This window comes from Streptomyces sp. NPDC101178 (genome assembly GCF_044767965.1).
GTDB lineage: Bacteria > Actinomycetota > Actinomycetes > Streptomycetales > Streptomycetaceae > Streptomyces.
This window is the reverse complement of the sequence record NZ_JBIWOZ010000002.1, coordinates 879382-901589: the sequence shown is the minus strand read 5'-3', so window position 1 is coordinate 901589 and position 22208 is coordinate 879382. Positions and strand designations below refer to the sequence as shown.

The 22208-nt window shown below is 70.4% G+C and carries 20 protein-coding genes; 14 read left to right on the top strand and 6 right to left on the bottom strand.

What is annotated here, in order from left to right; all coding sequences use genetic code 11:
• Nucleotides 1-68: 68 nt before the first annotated feature.
• A complete protein-coding gene (locus ACIRR8_RS08135) occupies nucleotides 69-1799 on the bottom strand; it encodes a chitinase (RefSeq protein WP_404060453.1) in 1731 nt (576 codons plus the stop codon).
• A 667-nt stretch (nucleotides 1800-2466) separates the two neighbouring features.
• Between ACIRR8_RS08135 and ACIRR8_RS08130 the strand changes: the two genes are divergently transcribed.
• From ACIRR8_RS08130 to ACIRR8_RS08065, 14 genes are all read left to right on the top strand, one after another.
• A complete protein-coding gene (locus tag ACIRR8_RS08130; RefSeq protein ID WP_404060450.1) occupies nucleotides 2467-3333 on the top strand; it encodes a hypothetical protein in 867 nt (288 codons plus the stop codon).
• Nucleotides 3334-3438: 105 nt separating this feature from the next.
• On the top strand, nucleotides 3439-4155 hold the full coding sequence (gene cpaB, locus ACIRR8_RS08125; RefSeq protein WP_404060447.1) for a Flp pilus assembly protein CpaB: 717 nt from the start codon (nucleotides 3439-3441) through the stop codon (nucleotides 4153-4155).
• A gap of 6 nt (nucleotides 4156-4161) precedes the next feature.
• Nucleotides 4162-5463, top strand: a complete 1302-nt coding sequence (locus ACIRR8_RS08120; RefSeq protein WP_404060444.1) for a CpaE family protein — start codon at nucleotides 4162-4164, stop codon at nucleotides 5461-5463.
• A 216-nt stretch (nucleotides 5464-5679) separates the two neighbouring features.
• Nucleotides 5680-6015, top strand: coding sequence for a septum formation initiator (locus ACIRR8_RS08115; RefSeq protein ID WP_404060762.1), 336 nt, complete (start codon nucleotides 5680-5682; stop codon nucleotides 6013-6015).
• A gap of 12 nt (nucleotides 6016-6027) precedes the next feature.
• Nucleotides 6028-6414 (top strand): TadE/TadG family type IV pilus assembly protein, encoded by a 387-nt coding sequence (locus tag ACIRR8_RS08110; protein WP_404060759.1) that lies wholly within the window; start codon nucleotides 6028-6030, stop codon nucleotides 6412-6414.
• 64 nt (nucleotides 6415-6478) lie between these two features.
• Nucleotides 6479-7816 (top strand): CpaF family protein, encoded by a 1338-nt coding sequence (locus tag ACIRR8_RS08105; RefSeq protein ID WP_404060442.1) that lies wholly within the window; start codon nucleotides 6479-6481, stop codon nucleotides 7814-7816.
• Nucleotides 7817-7825: 9 nt separating this feature from the next.
• Nucleotides 7826-8770, top strand: coding sequence for a type II secretion system F family protein (locus ACIRR8_RS08100; RefSeq protein ID WP_404060440.1), 945 nt, complete (start codon nucleotides 7826-7828; stop codon nucleotides 8768-8770).
• Nucleotides 8771-8790: 20 nt separating this feature from the next.
• Nucleotides 8791-9678 (top strand): DUF5936 domain-containing protein, encoded by an 888-nt coding sequence (locus ACIRR8_RS08095; protein WP_404060437.1) that lies wholly within the window; start codon nucleotides 8791-8793, stop codon nucleotides 9676-9678.
• A gap of 74 nt (nucleotides 9679-9752) precedes the next feature.
• On the top strand, nucleotides 9753-11129 hold the full coding sequence (locus ACIRR8_RS08090) for a sensor histidine kinase (RefSeq protein WP_404060435.1): 1377 nt from the start codon (nucleotides 9753-9755) through the stop codon (nucleotides 11127-11129).
• A gap of 134 nt (nucleotides 11130-11263) precedes the next feature.
• Nucleotides 11264-12166: a response regulator gene (locus ACIRR8_RS08085; RefSeq protein WP_404060432.1), complete on the top strand. Its 903-nt coding sequence runs from the start codon at nucleotides 11264-11266 to the stop codon at nucleotides 12164-12166.
• Between the two features lie 216 nt (nucleotides 12167-12382).
• Nucleotides 12383-12613 carry a hypothetical protein gene (locus ACIRR8_RS08080; protein WP_404060429.1) on the top strand — a complete coding sequence of 77 codons (231 nt, stop codon included), beginning with the start codon at nucleotides 12383-12385 and terminating at the stop codon, nucleotides 12611-12613.
• Nucleotides 12610-13218 (top strand): pilus assembly protein TadG-related protein, encoded by a 609-nt coding sequence (locus ACIRR8_RS08075; RefSeq protein WP_404060427.1) that lies wholly within the window; start codon nucleotides 12610-12612, stop codon nucleotides 13216-13218. The genes ACIRR8_RS08080 and ACIRR8_RS08075 overlap by 4 nt, the downstream gene beginning before the upstream one ends.
• 35 nt (nucleotides 13219-13253) lie before the next feature.
• Nucleotides 13254-13868, top strand: a complete 615-nt coding sequence (locus tag ACIRR8_RS08070) for a hypothetical protein (protein ID WP_404060425.1) — start codon at nucleotides 13254-13256, stop codon at nucleotides 13866-13868.
• Between the two features lie 8 nt (nucleotides 13869-13876).
• On the top strand, nucleotides 13877-14524 hold the full coding sequence (locus tag ACIRR8_RS08065) for an OmpA family protein (protein ID WP_404060423.1): 648 nt from the start codon (nucleotides 13877-13879) through the stop codon (nucleotides 14522-14524).
• A gap of 95 nt (nucleotides 14525-14619) precedes the next feature.
• On the opposite strand, the gene ACIRR8_RS08060 is transcribed toward ACIRR8_RS08065, so the two are convergent.
• From ACIRR8_RS08060 to ACIRR8_RS08040, 5 genes are all read right to left on the bottom strand, one after another.
• Nucleotides 14620-17457: an NHLP bacteriocin export ABC transporter permease/ATPase subunit gene (locus ACIRR8_RS08060; RefSeq protein WP_404060420.1), complete on the bottom strand. Its 2838-nt coding sequence runs from the start codon at nucleotides 17455-17457 to the stop codon at nucleotides 14620-14622.
• An 8-nt stretch (nucleotides 17458-17465) separates the two neighbouring features.
• The gene (locus tag ACIRR8_RS08055) at nucleotides 17466-19709 is read right to left on the bottom strand and encodes an NHLP family bacteriocin export ABC transporter peptidase/permease/ATPase subunit (RefSeq protein WP_404060418.1); all 2244 of its coding nucleotides are present in this window, start codon (nucleotides 19707-19709) and stop codon (nucleotides 17466-17468) included.
• On the bottom strand, nucleotides 19706-20515 hold the full coding sequence (locus ACIRR8_RS08050) for an HlyD family efflux transporter periplasmic adaptor subunit (protein WP_404060415.1): 810 nt from the start codon (nucleotides 20513-20515) through the stop codon (nucleotides 19706-19708). The genes ACIRR8_RS08055 and ACIRR8_RS08050 overlap by 4 nt, the downstream gene beginning before the upstream one ends.
• A gap of 145 nt (nucleotides 20516-20660) precedes the next feature.
• Nucleotides 20661-20882, bottom strand: a complete 222-nt coding sequence (locus ACIRR8_RS08045) for a type A2 lantipeptide (protein ID WP_404060412.1) — start codon at nucleotides 20880-20882, stop codon at nucleotides 20661-20663.
• A 703-nt stretch (nucleotides 20883-21585) separates the two neighbouring features.
• The gene (locus tag ACIRR8_RS08040) at nucleotides 21586-22197 is read right to left on the bottom strand and encodes a hypothetical protein (RefSeq protein WP_404060410.1); all 612 of its coding nucleotides are present in this window, start codon (nucleotides 22195-22197) and stop codon (nucleotides 21586-21588) included.
• Nucleotides 22198-22208: the final 11 nt, after the last annotated feature.

Genomic DNA, 22208 nt, shown 5'->3' with positions numbered 1-22208 from the left:
GAAACGCCGCAGCGCCGCCGGGGGAGCGGCGGCGCTGCAGGTTTCGGGGTGGCGGTACCGGTCTACGGTTACGGCAGGCTGCGGACGTGCGGGCCGACCGCCTTCGACCAGGCGAACCCGGCCGTCGCGTCCCAGTTGGTCGACCAGGTCATCGCGCCACGGAGCGACGGGTAGGTCTTCGAGGGCTTGAACGAACCGCAGTTGGTGCCCTTGGTCAGGCAGTCCAGCGCGGCGTTCACGATCGACGGGGAGACATAGCCGCTGCCCGCGCCGCGGGTGGAGGCGGGGACGCCGATGCCGACCTGGCTCGGGTCGAGGCCGCCTTCCAGCTGGATGCAGGCGAGCGCGGTGAGGAAGTCCACCGAGCCCTGCGAGTACACCTTGCCGTCGCAACCGAGCATCGAACCGCTGTTGTAGTACTGCATGTTGACGACGGTCAGGATGTCCTTGACGTTGAGCGCCGTCTTGAAGTACTCACCCGACGTCGACTGCATGTCGATGGTCTGCGGGGCCATCGTGATGACGAGCCCGCTGCCCGCCTTCGCCGACAGCTGGCGCAGCGCCTTCGTCATGTAGGTGGCGTTAAGGCCGTTCTCCAGGTCGATGTCGACCCCGTTGAAGCCGTAGTCCTGCATCAGCGCGTACACCGAGTTGGCGAACGCGGTGGCGGAGGCGTCGTTGTCGACCCGGACCGTGCCGAGCTCGCCGCCGATCGAGATGATGACGTTCTTGCCCTGCGCCTGCTTGGTCTTGATGTCCGCGCGGAACTGGGCGTCGCTGTAGCCGTTCAGGCCGGCCGTGTCCAGCTTGAAGGTGACCGCACCCGGCGTCGGCGTGGCGTCCGCGAAGGAGACCGCGATGATGTCGTAGTCGGCCGGCACATCGGTGAGCTTCTGGACGGCCGCGCCGTTGTTGAAGTTCTGCCAGTAGCCGGTCACCGCGTGCTTGGGCACGGAGGGGCCGGGGCCGGGGCCCGTGCCGGGCTTGGCCGTACGGGCGGTGATGGCCGCCGACTTGGCCGACTCGCCGGCCGCGTTGGTGGCGCTCACGGAGAACTGGTACGCGGTGTCCGCGGTCAGCCCTGTGACGGTCGCCGAGGTCCCGGTGGCCGTGGTGGCCTGGGCGCCGTTGCGGTAGACCTTGTAGCCCGTGGCGCCGGAGACCGCGTTCCAGGACAGGGCGACGGAGGAGGTCGTCGTGGCGCCCGCGGCGAGACCGGCGGGGGTGCCCGGGAGGACGGGGGGCTGCTCGCCGCCACCGCCGCCGTCCGGGCCGGTCACCTCGACGTCGTCGGCGAAGTAGGCGGACTGCCCGTACCAGCCGTGGGTGTAGACGGTCACCGAGGTGGTGTTGGCGCCCGTCTTGAAGCTCGTGGACAGCTTGGTCCAGGTGGAGGAGCCCGGCGTCCAGGTGGAGACGTCGGTCGTGCCGCTGCCGGTCACGCCGAGGTAGGCGTAACCGCCCTGCACCCAGGAGCTCAGCGCGTACGTCGAGTTGGGCTTCACGGCCACGGTCTGCGTGCACTTGGCGTGGTCCTGGCCGGCCGGGGTGGCCTTCAGCGCGGAGGTGCCGCTGCGCACGGGGGTGGAGACGGTGGCGCCGCTCCCGGCGGAACAGGACCAGTTGGCGAGCCCCGACTCGAAGCCCGCGTTCTTGGCGTTGTTGACGTCGGCGGCCTGGGCGGTGGAGACGAGGCCGGTGACGGTCAGGGCGCCCGCCGCGATGACGGCCATGGCGCCACCGAGGAACGGACGGGAGGTGTTCCTTCTGCGTCTTCTGCTGCCTGTGGAGCGTTGCACGGGTTCCTCCGGTGGGGAGTTGGTGGTGCGTGGCGGGGGTGGTGCGGCGGTGCGGGCACGGCGGAGGGGCGGGCGCGCGGCGATGGGGATGCGGAAGGGGCCGCGCGGGTGGGGCGGAAGCGGTCGTCACCGCTGGCGGATAAACTGGTCCAGACCAATCAAGTTGTCAAGACCTCTGGCAGCGAAAGGGACGTCGTGGAGCGTCGGCGCGCACCGGCTCCGGCCGCCCGCCTGACGCCCGACGGAGAGGTCGGGGCCGGAATTTCTTTGCCGGACGGTGACCCGGCGTCCACGCTCCGCTACCCACAAGAGTGATCTTGCCGAAGGTCTTCGTACCGTGACGAGAGCCGCCCGCCGCATTGGTCCGGTACGCACCTCTCTCGGCCCTGACGTGCGGTAATGGAAGCATGACCGGATTCCGGATGGCGGGTTCGGTAACGCAGCGCAATGACGGTGGAGTTGACCGAAATCGATTTCATCCCGTTTAGCACCCGATCCCCGTACGAACGGTGTTCGCATGATGACGCACTGGTCTCCGATAACTGTTCTCTGCCTGATGAGACGTGGCTAAAGTGCTGGGGCAGGAGCACGGAGCAGGAGCGATTGCGGCCGACGTCTCGACGGTGGCCGGAGCCGAACGGGGAAGAGCGTGCCGACCGCGATAGCAGTGACGAGTGCAGATCTGGTGCTGCCGCCCACCGATCAGCAGACACCGACCGCGGCCCTGCTCCAGGCCCCCGAAGCCCAGGCCCTGGAGCTGGCGATCGGCGACATGCATCTCCTGCTCGAACAGCACGGATATGTGATCGCCCTCTATCCGTCCGGCACCCGGCCCGAGCACGTCAGACGGCTCCACTCCATCCGCTCGGTCCTGGAGAGCGACCGGATCGCCCTGGTCAAGGCCGACCTCCCGCCGCTCGGCTTCGCCGTACTGGTCCGCCAGCTACGGCAGTTGTCCGTCTGTGACTTCAGCCCCGGCGTCATCGCCTCCGCCGCCCGCCTGCTGTCCCACTACATCTACGCCGGCGCCCTGCTCAACTCCGTCGCCAGGCTCGACCGGGTCCCGGTCAGCCTCAAGAGCCATGCCAAGTCCTGGGTACCCGGCTCCCAGTTCGCCGTACTCGCCGGTCCCGAACCGCAGCTCATCAAGGTCGGCCCGGCCGCCGAACCACTGGCCGGACCGGAATTCCGTACGCATCTCCTCGTCGCGAAGGGGCAGTTGCCGTCGGACTGGGTGCAGGAGACCCTCGCGCCCGCCTGGAAGGTCCAGGCCGTCCACGAGACGCCCGTACCCGCCGACTCGCCGCGCTGGTGGGGCACGGGAAAGCTGGTGGAGTTCGCCGCCCATCTCCCGGACATCTCCGTGCTGTACCAACTGGTCGCCTCCGTCCGCCGGGAGAGATGCCACTGGTGCGCGATGGAGCTCATCGGTGACCGCTGCGCCTTCTGTTCCTCACCGCTCGCCGCACCCGAGAACCGCACACCGTCCACCGGTGTCCTCCAGCTGGAAGCCGGCAAGCCCTCCGGCCCCTAGGCCCGCCCGGCCCAGGCACCCGGCCCCCGGGCCCGTACCGCCTCACCGGGCCTCCCTCTCCGTCCGCTGCCCCACGCATCCGATTCGAACGAGGTTGTCCGGCCCATGAACTCCCGCCAGCGCCGCGGCGTGATACTCCTGCTCCTGTCGGTCCTGTGTGCCTTCGGTGCCTTCGCCGGCGTCCTCTCGGTGATCAGCGATGTGAACTCCAAGGTCGGTCCCGAAGTGACCGCCTACCAGCTGAAATCCGATGTGGCCCCCTACACGGCCCTGAAAAGCGGTCAGTTCGAGAAGATCACGATGCCCAAGCGCTGGCTCTCGGAGAACGCCGTCACCGACCTGCGCGAGGTCGAGGGCAAGATCGCCGTCACCGAGCTGCGCGGCGGCTCGCTCCTGCAGTCGGACATGATGGTGCGCAAACCCGAACTCCGCGCAGGGGAGCAGGAGATCGCCATCATGATCGACGCCGCCACCGGTGTCGCGGGCAAGATCACACCCGGCGCCACCGTCAACATCTACGCCACCTTCGCCGGCGAACAGCAGCGCGAGGACGGCGCCCCCGCCCAGTCCAAGGTCATCGTCTCCAACGCCAAGGTGCTGGAGGTCGGCAAGCTCACCCCGCTCAACCCGAGCGGCGACGACCGGCGCACCCAGGTGACCGAGGCCGTGCCGATCACCTTCGCCCTCAACACGCTGGACACCCAGCGCATCGCCTACGCCGAGTCCTTCGCGGAGCACGTACGTCTCGCCCTCGTCGCCCCCGGCAGCGACGGCACGATCCGTCCGGGCGACCGCACCTACACGCTCGACAAGGACAAGTGAGGTCGGATGACCACCAGAATCCTCCCGGCCGTCGGCGACCCGGACGCGGCCCGCTCCCTCACCACCCTGCTCAGCCAGCTGCCGGACGCCGAACCCGCGGTCCCGGTCGCCGACTCCACCCAGCTGATCGACACGTTGGCGCGCCTGGCCGGCGAGGCCCTGGACGAGCTGCCCGAAGTGGTGCTGGTGCACGAGCGGATCGGCCCGGTCCCGGCGCTGGAGCTGATCCGGGAGGTCTCCCTGCGGTTCCCGTCCGTCGGGGTCGTCATGATCACCACGGACGCCGGCCCGCACCTCTTCGCCGACGCGATGGACTCCGGCGCCCGCGGCCTGGTCACCCTGCCGGTGGGGTACGAGGAGCTCGCCAACCGGGTCCAGGCGGCGGCCCAGTGGTCGACCGGCGTACGCCGCCACCTCTCCTCGGCCGGAGACGTCTTCACCGGCCCCGGCGGCACCGTCGTCACGGTCACCGGCGCCAAGGGCGGCGTCGGCGCCACCGTCACCGCCATCCAACTGGCCCTGGCCGCCCAGGCGTCGGGCCACACCGTCGCGCTGGTCGACATGGACCTCCAGACCGGCGACATCGCCTCCTTCCTCGACGTACAGTTCCGCCGCTCGCTCGTCGACCTCGCGCTGATCACCGACATCTCGCCGCGCGTCCTCGCCGACGCCGTCTTCTCCCACTCCACCGGCCTCGCCCTCCTGCTGGCCCCCGGCGACGGCGAACGCGGCGAGGAGGTCAGCGACCGCTCGGCCCGCCAGATCGTCAGCGCGCTGCGCTCCCGGTACGAGATCGTCGTCATCGACTGCGGCGGCCAGATGAACGGCGCCAACGCGGCGGCCATCGAGATGGCGGACACGGCCCTGCTGGTGACGACCCCGGACGTGGTCGCGGTGCGCGGTGCGAAACGCATCGTACGGATGTGGGACCGGCTCCAGATCCGCAAGGCCGAGGAGACCGTCACCCTGGTCAACCGCTTCACCCGCAACACCGAGATCCAGCCGCCGCTGATCCAGAAGATCACCGGCACCCGGGTCGCCAACGCGGCGGTCCCCGCCAACTTCAAGGAGCTCCAGGCCGCCGTCGACTCCGGCCGCCTGCACGAACTGGACGCCAGGAGCACGGTCAAGCAGGCCTTGTGGGGCCTGGCCGGAGAGCTGGGCATCGTCAAGCCGGGCGCGGCCGCCAAGAAGTCCGGCGGCGTTCTGGCCAGGAGGAACAGCGGCACCTTCAAGAACGACCAGGGCTCGATCGGACGCCCGCGCCGTCGGCGCGGCGGGCCCGCCGACGCCGAGGGGACACGTTGAGCGATGACGACGACGACCGGAAGGACGGCTGGCCGCTCCACGAGGAGGCTGCCTCGCAGTTTCCGCAGGCTCCGGGGACCCTGGCGGCTCCGGGAGGCTGATCGCGGTCGGACCCGGCAGCTCCGGTGGGCCGGCCGAGGACACACCTGGCAGCTCCGGGAGGCCGGCCGAGGACGGACCCGGCAGCTCCGGCGGAACGATCGCGGGCAGACCGCGATCGAGTTCCTCGGCATGACCCCCTTCATCATCCTGATCATGCTCGTGCTCTGGGAGTGCGCACTGATCGGCTACACCTTCAGTCTCGCGGGCAACGCGGCCGACGTGGGCGCGCGGAAGGGGAGCGGTGCGGAGTACGGGGCCGACGCGGCGTGCCGGGCGGGAGCCGAGGAGGACCTGCCCGACGCCTGGGCGGGTGCGGCCCGGGTGAGCTGCGGCCGGGGCTCGGACCTGTACGAGGCGAAGGTGACGCTCAAGGTCCCGGTCCTGGTGCCGGGCCTCTTCGACCTGGACATCGACATCGACGGCGAAGCCGGATCGGCGCTGGAGGACTGAGCGATGACGACCATGCCGTACAGCGCACGCGTCAGGGCCGGACGGGCCGGGAAGGGCCGGGACCGGGGCCAGGTCGCCCTGGAGTACCTCGGCTTCCTCCCCCTCCTGCTCCTCGTCGCCATGGGAGCCGTCCAGCTCGGCATCGCCGCGTACGCCGCCAACCAGGCGGGCACCGCCGCCCGCGCCGGAGCCCGTACGGCGGCCAGCTACGACGCCCACGGGGACCCGGCGTCCGTGGCCCGCAGCTCGGTGAGCGGCTGGCTGAGCGGCGACGGGTTCGGGTACAGCCAGAGCGGCGGCGAGGACATCACCGCCACGGTCCAGGTCAAGGTCCCGTCCGTCGTCCCCGGCCTGGACGGCTGGGTGGCGACCCGGAGCGCCACGATGCCGCGCGAGTAGCGCCACGCACGGCCCACGCCGACCCGGCCCCGCACCACCCGTCACACCGAGGAGAGTTACGCCGATGAGCCTGCGGGCACGCATGACCGCCCCGGACGAGCAGGGTGGCGGCCGGGAGGACGGCCACCTGGTGGCCACCTACCGGGCCAAGCTGCTGGAGGAGATCGACCTCGCGGAGATGTCCTCGCTGGCCGCCGCCGACCGGCGGGCCCGGCTGGAGCGCGTACTCGGCCACATCATCAGCCGCGAGGGCCCGGTCCTCTCCACCGTCGAGCGCTCGCAGCTGATCAGGCGCGTCGTGGACGAGGCGCTCGGCCTCGGCATCCTGGAACCGCTCCTGGAGGACGCGTCGATCACCGAGATCATGGTGAACGGCCCGGACCAGATCTTCGTCGAGCGCAGCGGCAAGGTCGAGCAACTGCCGCTGCGCTTCGGCTCGCACGAGCAGCTGATGCAGACCATCGAGCGCATCGTGTCGACCGTCAACCGCCGCGTGGACGAGTCCAATCCGATGGTCGACGCCCGGCTGCCGAGCGGCGAACGCGTCAACGTGATCATCCCGCCGCTCTCGCTGACCGGCGCCACGCTCACCATCCGCCGCTTCCCGCGCTCCTTCACCCTCCAGGAGATGATCGGCTTCGGCTCGCTGGACGAGCAGATGCTGGTCCTGCTGGCCGGGCTCGTCCAGGCCAAGTTCAACATCATCGTCTCGGGCGCCACCGGCACCGGCAAGACGACGCTCCTCAACGCGCTCTCCGGCCTCATCCCGAACACCGAGCGGATCGTGACCATCGAGGACTCCGCCGAACTCCAGCTCCAGCAGAGCCATGTGATCCGGCTGGAGTCCCGCCCGGCCAACGTCGAGGGCAAGGGCCAGATCACCATCCGCGACCTGGTCCGCAACTCCCTGCGTATGCGGCCCGACCGCATCGTCGTCGGTGAGGTCCGTGGCGGCGAGTCGCTCGACATGCTCCAGGCGATGTCCACCGGCCACGACGGTTCGCTCGCCACCGTCCACGCCAACAGCGCCGAGGACGCGCTGATGCGACTCCAGACCCTGGCGTCGATGTCCGAGGTGGAGATTCCGTTCGAGGCGCTGCACGACCAGATCAACAGCGCCGTCGACGTGATCGTCCAGCTCACCCGGCACGCCGACGGCACCAGGAAGATCACCGAGATCGCGGTGCTCGACTCGCACGGCCGCGACCCGTACCGGATCGTCACGGTGGCCCGCTTCAACGGGCAGCCGATGGCGGCGGACGGCCGCATCTACGGCCGCTTCCAGTACCTGCCGCTGCCCCGCAGGGTCGCCGACCGCCTCTACATGGCGAGCCAGCCCATCCCGCAGGCGTTCGGCATCGCGCAGAGCGCCGAACAGCTCGCCACCCGAGAGGCCAACTAGGTACGCGCCATGGACAACGTCAACCTCCCCCTGCTCACCGTCGGCGTCACGCTGATCGCCTGTGTGCTCGGCGTGATGGGCCTGTACGCCTACTCCGGCGGCAAGGCCGACCGCGACGCGCTGGTCGAGCGGCTCTCCTACGTCGGCCAGGTCCCCGAGACCGGCCGCCGGCGCCGCTTCAAGGGCCTGGACCGGCGGCTGCGGGCCACCGCGCTCGGCCGGAAGCTGCAGCTGAAACTCGCGGCGACCGGCATGGAACTCACGCCCGGCGAGTTCTTCGTCTACGCGCTCCTCGCGATGGCCGGGCTGTGGATGATCGCCTCCTCCATGCTCGCGTCCTTCTTCGGCCCGGTCGCCGCGCTGATCGGACTCTGGGGCACCAACGCCTTCCTCAACTGGCAGCGGACCAAGCGCACCGAGAAGTTCATCAACCAACTCCCGGAACTCTCCCGCATCCTGGCCAACGCCACCCAGGCGGGCCTGGCGCTGCGCACCGCGCTCTCCATGGCCGCCGAGGAGCTGGAGGACCCGGCGGGCGAGGAACTGGCGCGCGTGGCCAGGCGATTGGCGGTAGGCGAATCGCTGGACGAGGCGCTGAGCGAACTGACCGACCGCCTCCCCTCCCGCGAACTGGTCGTCCTGGTGACGACCTTGGTCCTCTCCAACCGGGCCGGCGGTACGGTCGTCAGCTCGCTGCGCAACCTCACCGAGACGCTGGAGGAGCGCAAGGAGACCCGCCGCGAGGTCAAGACCCAGCTCTCGCAGGTGACCGTCACCGCCTATGCCGTACCGGTCTTCGGGGTCGGCGCGATGCTCCTGATGAACGCGGTCATGCCGGGAGCGCTGGACCGGATGACCGGCGCCTTCATCGGCCAGGCCGCGGTGGTCGTGGCCCTCGCCCTGTACGCGGTCGGGTTCGTGGTCATCCGCCGCCTGTCCCGTATCGACGTCTGACCGGCTGGGAGAAGAACGCCATGGACCTGCTGCTCGCCCTGGTCGTCGGCCTGGCCGTCTACGGGGCCCTCCACGGCATCCGGATCTACCGGGCCGACGCCAAGCTCCCCGGTGACCTCGCCATCGCCCTCGAATCCGGCGCCTCGCGCACCGGCGCGGTCGGCTCCGGTATCGACCGGCTCGGCATCCGCTGGGCCCCGATGGTGCTGCGGATGATGGGCCCGAAGGCGGTCAACAAGAAGCGGCGCCAGATCGACCTGGCCGGAAACCCGGGCGGCCTCACCATCGACCGTTACGCGGCCCGCCGCGCGGTCTACGGAGCACTGGGCCTCCTGGGCGCCTTCTCCATGCTCCTCCAGGGCCAGCTGTTCCTGGCGCTCCTCATGATCGCGTTCGGCCTGTTCTGGGTGGAGGCGGGGATCTGGTCGGCGATCCGGGTCCGCCGCGAGCACATCGAACGCACGCTGCCGGACTTCCTCGACGTCCTCGCCGTCGTCGTCTCCGCCGGCCTCGGCTTCCGGCAGGCGCTGGACCGGGTGGCGGAGAAGTACGAGGGCCCGTGGTCCGACGAACTCCGCATCACCCTGCGCCAGATGGACATGGGCGTCAGCCGCCGCCAGGCCTTCGAGGAGCTGCGCAGACGCAACGACTCGGAGCAGGTCGCGATGTTCGTCACCACGCTCCAGCAGGGCGAGGAGCTGGGTGCGCCCATCGTCGAGACGCTCATCCAGATCGCCAACGACATGCGCCGCACCGACGCCCAGAACGCCCGCCGCAAGGCGGCCAAGGCGGTCCCGAAGGCGACGTTCGCGGTCACGACGTTCCTCCTGCCCGGCACGCTCGTCCTCCTCACGGTCGGGTTCGTGTACGGAGCCGACGTCGACTTCTCGTTTCTCACGGGCGGCTGACATGAACGGCGTACGGGATGGGGACGACGGGGACAGCGGGGCCCTGCGGGGAACGAGGCGGAGGTGACAGGCGCATGGCATACCAACTGACCGGGTCCCGGCCCGGCCTGACCACCGACCTGACCCGGGCCCACACCGGCACCCCGGCGGCCCCGGCCTTCGCCATCCAGGTCAACGCGCTCCAGGCGATGTGCCGCCAGGTGTTCGGCTTCCGCCTGGCGATGATCGCGATCGCCACCCCGTTCGCCATCGCCCACACCGCGCCCGGCCTGCCCACCTGGTTCATCGGCTCGGCGATCCTGGTCACCTTCATGGGCTCGTACGTCCTCTTCCGCGACTGGGAACGCTTCGGCCCCATCCTCCTGCGCCACCCCTGGCTGCTCGCCGTCGACGTGTTCTTCGGCGCGCTCCTGCTGATCACCGCGACCCCCGAGTCGACCCTCGCGTACGTCACCGTCTGCACCCCGCTCCTGGCCGGCCTGGTCCAGGGCTGGCGCGGGGCCGCGGTCTTCGCTGCGCTCCAGGTGGTGATCGTCTTCGGCGTGTACGCGAGCGTCCCGAAGCTGGAGGCGGGCGGGGCGGCGGCGCTGCTGCTGCCCGGCTTCTGTGTGATCGCCGGAGCGGTCGGCGTCACGCTCCGCAACCTGCTCCTCCGCTTCGGGGCGGCCACGCAGGCGCTCACCGAGACCCGGGCGCGGCTGGCGGTGAACGAGGCGGTGGAGGGCGAACGCACCCGCCTGGCACGGGAGATGCACGACTCGGTGGCCAAGACGCTGCACGGCCTGGCGCTGGCCGCCGACGGCCTGGCGTGCTCGGCCGACCGGATGGACCCGCCGACGGTACGGCACCAGGCGGAACTGGTCGCCCGGGCCGCGCGCCGGGCCGCCGCCGAGTCACGGGAGCTGCTGACGGACCTGCGGCGCGAACAGGGCCTGGAGGGCGGCGTGGACGTGATCGCCGAACTGGCGGCCCAGGTGGCGGACTTCGCCGCTCGCCACTCCCTCACCGCCACGTTCCGCCGCCTCGCCGAGGACACCCCGGTCCCGCCCGTCCCGCACGCAGTGGCCCGCCAGCTCCTCACGGTCGCCTCGGAGGCCCTGGAGAACGCGCACCGGCACGCGGGCCCTACGTACCTGGTCGTCCTGGCCGGGGTGAAGGGCGATGTACTGAGGATGAGTGTGTACGACGACGGCCGCGGCCTGCCCGCCGGAACCACCCTGGAGGGCCTGCGGCTGGCGGGCCACTTCGGCCTGGTCGGCATGGTGGAGCGGGCGGCGTCGATCGGGGCCCGGATCCGGATCGGCCGGGGCAGGGCGGAGCGGGGGACGGAGGTGCGGGTGGAGCTCCCGCTGGCGGCACTGGCCCCTTCGCCACCACCACCGTTCGCACCGGCGGCCCCGGTACCGGCCAGACCCACGTCTGTCCCCGCCGCCCACATGTCATCCCCGTGATCCTCATGACCACTCTGCCCCTCGGACCTCCCAACCCCCAGACCCTCGGACCCTCTGACCTCCAGATCCTCAGACCCCCAGACCGCTCTGATCCCCGCTCCTTGATTCCCCGACCCGGAGAGGAGGCCGCAAACATGCCGGACGACGTCTTCGAACCAGGCCCCCCGCACCCCGCGACCGTTCCCCCCGCCCTGCCCCCCGCTCCCGCCACGGCCCGGCTCCGGGTGGTGGTGGCCGACGACAACCCCGTGGTCCGCGCGGGCCTGGGCGTCCTGCTCTCGGGCCGGGCCGACATCCAGGTCGTCGCGGAGGCGGCGGACGGCCGGGAGGCGTACGAGAAGACGCTCCACCACCGCCCGGACGTGGTCCTGCTGGACGTCCGCATGCCCGGCGTGGACGGCATCTCCGCGCTGCCGCACCTGGTGGGCATCGCCCCCGTACTCATGCTGACGTACAGCCGCGAGAGCGAGATCGTGCACGAGGCCCTGCGCCTGGGTGCCGGCGGCTATCTGGTGCACGGCGAGTTCACGGCGGACCAGCTGGTGCAAGCGGTACGGGACACGAGGAACGGCCGCGCCCACTTCACCGCCACGGCCGCCGACGCGCTGCTGGCCCACATGCGCCACGGCACGGGCCCGGAGCGGGCGCCGCTGCCGGACGGGCTGGGCGCGGCGTTGGCAACGGCAACTGGGCGCAAGCCCGTTCAGGCACCCGCCCAAGTGCCCTCGCGACAGCGCGAACATTCCGAAAGCCTTTCGCAACTGCAACCTGTTGTGGGACAGTCTTCTGTAAACGGGGGATCGGTCCCTTCCCCCAACAGGCAGCAGTACGGGCTGAGTTCGAGGGAGGTGGAGGTCATGGAGCTGATTGCGTCCGGAATGAGTAATCAGCAGATCGCCGCCACCTGCTTCATCAGCGAGAAGACCGTCAAGAACCACATCAACCGCATCTTCACCAAGCTCCACAGCGCCAGCCGCAGCGAGGCCATAGCCCGCTGGCTCGGCACGGCGCCCCGGGACCCCGGACGGCGCCCATGACCGCCCGGAAGGCGAACCGGACGTTACCCACGGGGGCCCATGAGGCCTTTTGGGCCCGAGAATGGGCCCACGGACCCTCTGACCGCACAGCGGTTCCCTCTTATGTTTCTCCCGTCGCCCATGGCACCGGCCAGGAGGAAGCCGGTACCGGGGACGGCACCGCGGAAACGCCCGAGCCGGCCGGCGGACGACCGGCCGAACCAGGAGGGGAACACCATGTCGGACATCACCCTGAAGACCGCCGTCCGCGTCAACGGCTGGGCCAACACGGCCGTCACGGCCATCCGGAAGCGGTACGCGGCGAAGGACCGGGGGCAGACGGCGTTCGAGTACCTGGGGATCATTCTGGTGGTCGTGGCGATCATCGGGGCGATCGTGGCTACGGGGATCGGTGGGGCGATCTCGGCGCGTATCAGCGGACTGGTGAACTCGATCACGGCGAAGTGACTCGTATCCTGCGCAAGGAGCAAGGGCAGGCCTTTCCCATCTACGTGATGATGGTGGCGGGCCTGCTCTTCCTTGCGTTGGCCTTCTTCGCTGTCGGCAAGGCCTCGGCATTGCGCAACGAATCCCAAGGCGCGGCCGATGCCGCCGCGCTGGCCGCTGCTCAGCAGGCCCGCGACGACTTCGGGACGGGATTCCTCGCTTCGCTTCCTCTCGATATGCTGGATGCCTTCCTCGGCGGGTCGTTCGTGGCACCCTGCCACGAGGCCCAGCGACTGGCCGACGCCAACGGTTCCGATCAGCAGCTCTGCTACTCGACCCCCGGATACCTGCGCGACCGGGTCACGGTCGAGGTCCAAGGGCGCAAGACGGTGGACTCCTCGGTTCTCCCCGGTTCGGAGAACAGGAGGGCTGAGGCCAAGGCCACCGCGGTCGTCGAGTTCCGCTGTCCCAACCCCGAGGCGGTGGATCTCACCGGTGACGGAGTCCTGGACCTCTACGTCTTCACGTGCCGGAACGGCGAAATCATCGAGATCACGCTGGCCAGCCCTCCACCGTGGGAGAGCGTGAGTAGGACTCTCTTCGATGTCCGGCTGGTCGACCAGTGACAGTGAAGCGAACGATGAGCAGAGGATTCTGAACCATGACCATGCGGTGGACCACAACAGCCAGAAGGGCGACGGTCGCAGCGGCGATGGCCGCGGTCCTCAGCCTGACCGTTGCCGGCTGCGGTGGCGATGACGGCGGCGACGCGCCGAGCACAGGTTCCGCAGGTACGTCCGCTCCGGCCAGCCCCTCGCCCGAGGACAAGGGAGAGCAGCAGAACGACACCGCTGCCGGCGATCCCGTCGACCCGGATGCCAAGCTCGCGGAAGCCCGTGGGCAGAACGGTCTGAAGCTGATCGTCAACCAGGTCGAGCGTGATTCCGGCGGTTTCGTGACCGTGCAGGCTGTGATCGAGAACGGCGGCGACACCACCGAGAACACGTCCAATTGGGTGGGACAGGAGTCCGCGCTCGTAGCGAAGAACCCCAACTCGGTTGCCGGGGCAACCTTGGTGGACAAGACGGGCAAGAAGAACTACTACGTGCTGCGTGACACCGATGGCCGGTGTCTGTGTACGACAGCGATCGTCCCGCTGTCACCGGGTGATTCCGCTTCGATCTTCATGCAGTTCCCGGCGCCTCCTCAGGAAACGACGGAAGTCGACCTCACCCTACCGACTTTCGCCACTACCTCACTCAAGATCTCCGGGTGACTGCGGACATGAACACCACCCGACGTGTTGGGACCAAGCGCAGCGCCGGACGCCTGATGGCCGTTGCCGTGCTCGTGGTGAGCAGTGCGGTCCTGGGCACGTCCGTCTCCTACGGCGACGACGGACCCAGCGTGCCACCAGGCACGGAGGCGACATCCGAGGCTCCCGTTCCCATCGATGCGAACGACCCTGATCTGAAGATGCCTGAGGGCGGGACACTCGCGCCTGGCAGGGTCCTCGACATCGTTCAAGTGGTTGAGGAGCAAGGCGGCGAAGAACGCCGCGAGGACAGCAACGCCGACATCAAGCTCGCGCTCCAGGCCGAAGTCCTCTTCGGCAAGGACAGCGCGAAGCTGAGCTCGGCCGCCAACGCCCGCATCGCCGCCATCGCCGACGAGATCAAGAAGCAGAACGCCACCAAGGTCCGCGTCTTCGGCTTCACCGACGACCTCGGCTCCTCCGCCCACGGCGACGTGCTCTCCAAGAAGCGCGCCGACGCCGTGCACGGAGTCCTCTCCAAGGCGCTCGGCCCCACGATCACGTACGAGATCCGGGGCTACGGCGAGCAGTATCCGATCGCCAGCAACAGCAACGAAGAGGGCCGGAAGAAGAACCGCCGCGTGGAGGTCTCCTTCCCGCGCGGTGAGGGTTCCTGACCTCCGCCGGGAGACACGCACGGCAAAGGGCCGGCACCGCGACGCGATCGCGGTGCCGGCCCTCCCGCCGTCACGCCAACTGCCTCCGCACCAGCTCACGCAGATGGCCCCCCGCCCTCCCCGATCCGCCCCTCCGCCATCACCACCACCCGGTCCGCGTCCATCACCGTGGACAGCCGGTGCGCGATCACCAGGCGGGTGGCGTCCAGGCGCTGGGTGCTCTCGATCACCGTGCGCTGGGTCTCGTTGTCCAGCGCGCTCGTCGCCTCGTCGAAGAAGAGGATGCGAGGCCTCCGGATCAGCGCCACCGCGATCATCAGCCGCTGCCGCTGGCCGCCCGAGATCGCCCCGCCCCCGGCGATCATCGTGTGCAGCCCCATCGGCATCCGCCGGATGTCCTCGGCCAGCCCTGCCATCTCGGCCGCCTCCCACGCCTCCTCCTGCGTGAAGGACTCCGTACCGCAGATGCAGTCCAGGATCGACCCGGTCAGCGGCTGCGCGTTCTGCAGCACCACCCCGCACTGACGCCGTACGGCCGACCGGTCGAGGGCGGCCAGGTCCTGGCCGTCGTACAGCACACTGCCGGACTCCGGCCGGTCGAAGCCGATGAGGAGGCGCAGCAGTGTCGACTTCCCGCAGCCGCTCGGGCCCACCACCGCCACGAACTCGCCGGGACGGATCTCCAGCGACACGTCGTCGAGGACCAGCGGCGCGTCCTCGGCGTACCGGAAGGAGAGCTTCCGTGCTTCGATCCCGCCCGACAGCACGCCGGGCCGGGCGCTCGCGCTCTTCACCTCGGGCATCTCCTCCAGCACCGGCCTGACCTGCTCGTACATCGGCAGTGCGGCCGCCGCCGACACCAGGGCGCCGGTCAGCTGGGTGACCGACGTCAGCAGCATCGTCACCGACGTACTGAAGGTCAGGAACGCCCCGGCCGACATCGTCCCGCGCGCCGGACCGGCCAGCAGCATGAACATGATGAGCGAACAGAGCGGCAGATACACCGAGTCGAGCACCGTGGTGATGTTCCTGATCCGCCCGGCCCGCTGGTGCATCTCCCGCGAGCGCGCGAACTCCCGCGCCCAGGCGGCGTACGCGAAGCTCTCCGCCGCTGCCACGCGCAGCTTCGGCAGCCCGCGCAGGGTCTGGAACGCCTGGTTGTTGAGCCGGTTGTTCAGTTCCACCAGCCGTCGCTGCCAGCGCAGTTGCCATAGTCCCAACGCCAGGAACACGGCCGCGATGACGACCAGCATGCCGATCGCCGCCAACGCCAGCGGCACACTGTGGAACAGCAGCAGCCCGAGGTTCACCGTGCCGACCGTCCCTGCCTGCACGGCCACCGGCCCGACCCCGGCCAACACCCGCCGGATCGCGCTGATCCCCATGGCGGCGCTGGCCAGTTCACCTGTCGACCGCTCGGTGAAGAACGTCGTCGGCAGCCTCAACAGCCGGTCCCGGACGGCCGGTTGCAGTGTGCTCTCGATCCGGCCCTCCATCCGCAGCAGCGTCAGGCTCTGCAGCAGCATGAACGTGGCGGCGACGACGCTCGTGATCATCAGGACCAGGCACACCTGTGCGATCAGATCCGTCTGCGCCCGAGGCACGAACGTACCGAGCACCTGCCCGGTCGCGATCGGCACCAGCGCACCGAGTCCGACCGTCACCAGCCCGCTGATCAGGAGGTTACGCAGGTCGGCCCGGGTGCCCCGCAGGCTGAACAGCAGCAGCCGCGCCGTACGCAGCGGCTTCTCCGGCAGCGGCCGGTAGAACATCACCGCCCGCTCCGCGAAGTCCTCCGCGTTCTCCTCGCCGACCCGGATCCGGCTGCCGGTGGCCGGGTTGACCGCCTCGTACCGGCCCCTCCGCCACAGCAGCGCCACCGGCGCGCCGGACTTGGCACGCTGCCCGACCAGCGGTCCGGCGTCGTTGCGCCACCAGGCCCCGTCGAGCCGTACGGCACGGGTGCGGACCCGGGAGCCGAGCGCGACGCGTTCCACCGCACCGATGCGGTCGCCGTCACCGGCCGCACCTTTCGGCGGCTCGGTCAGCGTGATCCCGGCCGCCTCCGCGACCCGCCGGCACACGGCGTACGTGGCATCCACGCCGGCGCCCGTCCCGCCACCGGCCACCGCGCCGCCGCCCGGCCGCCCGATCGAGGCCAGCAGCGCCTGGTCGGCGCTCTCCCGGACCGCCTCGCCCGCGCGCAACCCGGCGGCCGTACGGTCCTCGTGGGCGCGCTCCACCTGCTCGATCCAGCGGTCGACGGCGGTGAGCAGCCGGTACTGCTGGTCCACCATCCGCTGCCACAGCTCAGCGTCCATCAGCAGGTCCGCGGCGGCCTCCGCGCCGTAGGACGCGCCGTACCGCACGCTGCCCGGCGGGACCGGCAGCCACAGCACATCGTCGTCGGACACGGCCGCGCCGGAGGCAGCGGCGGGGCGGCCGTCCAGCGGCGCCGCGGAGAGGACACCGGTACCGCGCCCGGCGCCGAGCGAGACCGCGTGTTCGAGCGGCGTCGGCCCGGCGGGGGCGTGCGGGGCACCGTAAGAGAGGTCGTACGAATGGTCGTACGGCCGATCACCGTACCCATCCCCGTACGATTCCGGCCGCCACAGTTCCCGCAACGCGATCCGCCGCAGCCGGCAGTCCTGGGAGGGCCGGCCGAGGAGCGTGTGCTGCGGGCCCTCCACCGGCCCGAGCAGCAGTCCGCCCGCGTCGAGCCGGCCCAGGAAGTGCCAGTGGCCCTCCTGGAGGGCGTCGACGGCGAACAGGTCGAGCGCGCCCTCCACCACCAGCCAGAGCACCTGCGGCCCCTCCAGCGGAAGGCTGCGCAGGCCCGCGCCCTCGACCGGCGAGCCGAGCCCGCCCAGCGCATGGACCACAGGGTCGGAGGCAGGCGCCACAGAGGTGCCCGGAGGTGGAACGTACGTCACGGCGGCGCTCAGTGCTCCCTGACCAGTTCGGCGTACGGTCCGCCGGCCGCGACCAGCGCCTCGTGCCGGCCGCGTTCGACGACCGTCCCGTGGTCCAGGACCAGGATCTCGTCGCTGTCCCGCACGGTGCTCAGCCGGTGCGCGATGACCACGCACGCGCAGCCGCGGCGCCGCAGATTGGCGATGACGGCCTGTTCGGTCCGCGCGTCCAGGGCGCTGGTCACCTCGTCGAGGACGAGGACACTCGGCCGCCGCACCAGCGCGCGGGCGATCTCCAGCCGCTGGCGCTGGCCGCCGGAGAAGTTGCGGCCGTCCTGCTCGACCCGGCCGTGGATGCCTTCCGGGCGCCGGGCGATGACGTCCTCGTACAGTTCCGCGTCCCGCAACGCCGTGACCACGGCCTCGTCGGTGATCGACGGGTCCCACAGCGCCACGTTGTCCCGCACCGTGCCCTCGAAGAGGAAGATGTCCTGGTCGACGAAGGAGACCGAGGCCGCCAGCGAGCCGCGCGGGATGTCGTCCAGCCGCTGTCCGTCGATGCGGATCGTCCCCTCCCAAGGGGTGTAGAGGCCCGAGATCAGCCGGGAGACGGTGGACTTGCCGCTGCCGGAGCCGCCGACGAGGGCGATCTGCCGGCCCGGCCCCACGGAGAGCGAGAAGCCGGTGAGCAGCGGCTGGTCGAGCGGGCTGTAGCCGAAGGTGATGTCCTCCAGCGTCACGTGCCCGGTCAGCCGCCGGGTGCCGGCCTCCGGCACATCGCGTGCGTACAGCGGATCGACGGGAAAGTTCTCGACGTCCCGGAGGCGCGCCACGTCGGCAGCGAAGTCCTGGATGCGGCCCGCCACGCCGTTCAGCCGGGTGATCGGCGCGGTGAACCGCGTGATCAGCGCCTGGAAGGCGACCAGCAGGCCGACCGACAGATAGCCGTCGACCGCTCGCAGCCCTCCGATCCAGAGGATCAGCGCACTGTTGAGCGTGGCGAGCGTCGGCGCGACGACGGACAGCGCCGCGCTCGGCACGCCGAGCCGCTGCTGCTCCTCCAGGGTGGTGGCGTGCTGCCCGGCCCACCGCCGGAAGTAGCCGTCCTCGCCGCCGGTGGCCTTCATCGTCTCGATGAGCTGGAGGCCGGTGTACGAGGTGTTGGTCAGCCGGGCGGTGTCGGCGCGCAGCTTCTGGGTGTGGGCGGCGCGCAGCCGGATCACGACGCGCATGGCGACGATGTTGAGGAGGGCGATCAGCACGCCGACGAGGGTGAGTTGGGGATCGTACGTCCACATCAGCAGCGCGTAGAGGATGACGACGACGCCGTCCACGCCGGCCGCTGCGAGGTCCCTGGCCAGCGTCTCGGCGACGGAGTCGTTGGACTGGAGCCGCTGGACGAGGTCGGCGGGGCTGCGCTGGGCGAAGAAGGTGACCGGCAGCCGCAGCAGATGGCGCAGGAAGCGGGCGCTGCCGAGGGTGGAGGAGATGATCCGGCCACGCAGCAGATTGGCCTGCTGGAGGCCGGTGAGGACGGCGGTCAGGACGACCATGCCCGCCATCGAGGCGAACAGCGGTCCCAGCAGCGAGGTCTGACCGCCGATCAGGAAGATATCGATGTACGTACGGCTCAGCGCGGGCACCGCCGCGCCGACGGCGACCAGCAGCAGGCTGGCGAGGAGAGCGGCCAGCAGGGTGGGCCGGGTGGAGCGCAACCGGTCGGGGATGGCCCGCAGGACGCCGGGTTTGCGGCCGCCGCGGCGGAAGTCGCCGGACGGTTCCAGGACGAGGACGACGCCGGTGAAGCTGGTGTCGAAGTCCTCGTCCGGTACGAAGCGGCGGCCCTTGTCGGGGTCGTTGACGTACACGCCGCGCCGGCCCAGGCGCCGGCCGGGCCCCTCGTACACGACGTAGTGGTTGAACTCCCAGAACAGGACGGCGGGCGCCCGGACCTCGGTGAGTGCGGTGGCCTCCATCTGCATGCCGGTGGCGCGCAGGCCGTAACTGCGGGCGGCCTTAAGTACGTTGCTGGCGCGGGAACCGTCGCGCGACACCCCGCAGGCGATGCGCAGCTCCTCCAGCGGCACATGGCGGCCGTGGTGCGCGAGCACCATGGCGAGGGCCGCGGCGCCGCACTCGACGGCCTCCATCTGGAGGACGGTGGGGGTACGGACGCGCCTCGGCCGCTTCGCCGGCGCGGCTCTGCGGGGGTTGCGGGCTCTGGGTGCCTTGTGGGGCTTGTGTCCGGTGACGTGGCGGGGAGGAGCGGTCATGGAAGCAGCCATTCGATCGGATGCTGCTCGGCGAGTTCGATGGAGCCGCCGGCCAGGGTCATGGAGTCCAGCGGGAAGGGCGGGCCCTGCGAGGACGACCAGGCGAAACCGGACTCGCCGCCGTCCGCGTCGGTGGTGAGGCGGACGAGCACGGCGACCGGCGGCCCCTGCCGGGAGAACTGCTCGCCCAGCTGGCTGCTGCCCAGGAAGCCGGAGATCCGCTGGCGGGTCTGCGCGGTCCGGGTGACGGACTCGACCGTGCCGCGGAGCACGCCGTACTGCTGGGTGGGCACGGACTGGACGGTGAGATCGACGGAGGCCCCGACGGGGACGGTCGCGCCGGCCCCGGCGGGGACGTACAGCAGGGCCATGAGCGGGTCGTCGGCCTTGGCGACGCGTTCGACGGCCGCCACGTCCGCGCCCGGGGTGATCACGGAGCCGATGGTGGCGGCGAGCGCGGTGAGCCGGCCGGCGGCGAGGGTACGGACGACGGTGCTGCCGTCGGCCGTACGGACCTTCACGAGCGGCGTGTCGGCGGCGACCCGCTCGCCCTCTTCGGCGAGTACGTCGGTCACCTGACCGGCGACCGGGCTCTGCAGGACGTAGCTGCCCTGCGCGTGGGTGAGGACGCCGGACGCGCTCAGCGTGGAGGACACGGTGCCGGTCACCGCCCAGAAGGCCGCGCCGAGCATGACCGCGAGTGTGACGACGAGCACGAGCCCGCCGCGCGGGCGGGCGTAGCGCACGGGGAGATCGATGTCTTCGGGGGACCGCAGCTTCGAAAGGGCCTGTTGACGAAAGTGCACGCCACGCTTCCTCAAAAGGGGGAGTACCCCGTGTGCCCCGGATCTGGTGGGATCCGGGGCACACGGTCGGGCGCACCGGTATGGGGAGAACCGGCGGCCCGGCATCACTGCCGTGGGGTGTGCCGCTCAACGGCACACGGCCGGCTCAGAGACCCGAGACGAGACCCGAGACGCCCTGAAGGTTGAGGCCGGTGGCGGCGTCGACGGTGCCGGTGGCGGCCTGGAGGGCGCCGGACAGCGAGACCGGGGCGTCGGCGGACAGGCCCAGGGCGTTGTTGTTCAGGGAACCGTTGAGGATGCCACCGGACACGTTGTCCAGGTCGGCGTCGGAGATGACCTGGGTCGGGACCTGGGGGGTGGAGTTCATGAGGAGCTTCCCTTCACATGGATATATCGAGGTTCGGGGGATGCGGTGGTCGGCTCGGAGCATTCAACGGAAAGCTGAGCAGGATTCACGAAATCCCTTGTGCGGCTCCCTGAAGCGAAATAGCCGGGCCGACTGCCGCAGTGCGATGGATCAAAGCACGCCCTCCGTCCGTGCGGCCAATCGCATCGAAGCGGAAGGGTGTGAAAAACGAGAGGTAATTGGCCTGCGGTGAAGAGGTGGTCATGGGGAAAGTGGTGTCTCTTCACACGATCCCCCAGGTGAGAAACCAATCCCCCCGGCGACCGGCACCGAAGGCGCGCTCCCCGTATCCGCCCCGCCTCCGACTCCAAGCGGAACGGAAACGGAAAGCGGGACGGAATGTGAACGCTGCGCGTTCGCGGTGGAGATCTTCGGCAGGGACATTAAATTACCGACAGGTGTATCCCGTGGGTGTGCGCCCTGTTGCTTTCTGTGGGTAGTGACCTGCGCTGAGCCGGTTGGTGCCGTATTACGGTCCGTATGGGCCGGGCTGATGCGGCTTTATCCGGTACGACGCTTTCGGGCGCCGACGGCTGGTTGCCGGAGGCCTCACGGCATGCGCGGGACCACAAGGCCCGGGGAGGCGGGCTGGAGCCGTCGGACGGAACACCCCCGCCTGCGCGGGGACCGCGCTTTCTGACCTGCGAGGTTGGTAGGCCTGCCTCTACTTCACCGCGATAGACCCCACGAACGCGTCCAGCTCCGCCCCCTCCACCGCCCTCTTCACCGCGTTCAGCCGCACCACGAACGGCACACCCCCCGAGTCCACGCCCGCCACCAGCACGCCCGTCATCGGGGTGCCCTTGTTCGGTGTGTCGTTCTGGCCGTCGGCCGTGAAGTCGTAGTCGATGCGGCGGGCGTCCCGGGCGCTCGAAGGGCCCGCCAGGCGGACGTCCTTCGTCGACTTGCGGGTGGCGCCCAGGCCGATTCCGGCGCCTGCCGCGGCCGCCGCCCCGGCCGCGTCGCTCACGCCCGTGGCGAAGTCCAGCTGCACGGAGACCATGCCCGTGCGGATGCCGTTCTCCACCTTCAGCGCCACCGCCGCGTTGCTCTCGCTGCGTTCGGCCGCCGGCTGCTCCGCGTACCCCTGGTTCTTCGGGTAGCCGACGCTCAGGCTGTCCGTGTCCAGCGTGGACCAGCCCTTTGGGACCGAGGCCTTGCCGTCCGTGTCGCTGCCGCACCCTGCCAGCAGTGACAGGCAGAGTGCCAGGCAGAGGGGCAGCCCCGATATCGCCGCCGTGGTCCGCCTGCTTCTCGCGTGGGGCCTCTTCACCATCGTCATCCCTC

Coding starts and splice junctions, on each gene's coding strand:
- ACIRR8_RS08070 (WP_404060425.1), top strand. CDS start 13,254: ATGACCATGCGGTGGACCACAACAGCCAGAAGGGCGACGGTCGCAGCG.
- ACIRR8_RS08090 (WP_404060435.1), top strand. CDS start 9,753: ATGGCATACCAACTGACCGGGTCCCGGCCCGGCCTGACCACCGACCTG.
- ACIRR8_RS08110 (WP_404060759.1), top strand. CDS start 6,028: ATGCCGTACAGCGCACGCGTCAGGGCCGGACGGGCCGGGAAGGGCCGG.
- ACIRR8_RS08080 (WP_404060429.1), top strand. CDS start 12,383: ATGTCGGACATCACCCTGAAGACCGCCGTCCGCGTCAACGGCTGGGCC.
- ACIRR8_RS08065 (WP_404060423.1), top strand. CDS start 13,877: ATGAACACCACCCGACGTGTTGGGACCAAGCGCAGCGCCGGACGCCTG.
- ACIRR8_RS08045 (WP_404060412.1), bottom strand. CDS start 20,882: ATGAACTCCACCCCCCAGGTCCCGACCCAGGTCATCTCCGACGCCGAC.
- ACIRR8_RS08105 (WP_404060442.1), top strand. CDS start 6,479: ATGAGCCTGCGGGCACGCATGACCGCCCCGGACGAGCAGGGTGGCGGC.
- ACIRR8_RS08055 (WP_404060418.1), bottom strand. CDS start 19,709: ATGACCGCTCCTCCCCGCCACGTCACCGGACACAAGCCCCACAAGGCA.
- ACIRR8_RS08095 (WP_404060437.1), top strand. CDS start 8,791: ATGGACCTGCTGCTCGCCCTGGTCGTCGGCCTGGCCGTCTACGGGGCC.
- ACIRR8_RS08040 (WP_404060410.1), bottom strand. CDS start 22,197: ATGGTGAAGAGGCCCCACGCGAGAAGCAGGCGGACCACGGCGGCGATA.
- ACIRR8_RS08100 (WP_404060440.1), top strand. CDS start 7,826: ATGGACAACGTCAACCTCCCCCTGCTCACCGTCGGCGTCACGCTGATC.
- ACIRR8_RS08120 (WP_404060444.1), top strand. CDS start 4,162: ATGACCACCAGAATCCTCCCGGCCGTCGGCGACCCGGACGCGGCCCGC.
- ACIRR8_RS08085 (WP_404060432.1), top strand. CDS start 11,264: ATGCCGGACGACGTCTTCGAACCAGGCCCCCCGCACCCCGCGACCGTT.
- cpaB (WP_404060447.1), top strand. CDS start 3,439: ATGAACTCCCGCCAGCGCCGCGGCGTGATACTCCTGCTCCTGTCGGTC.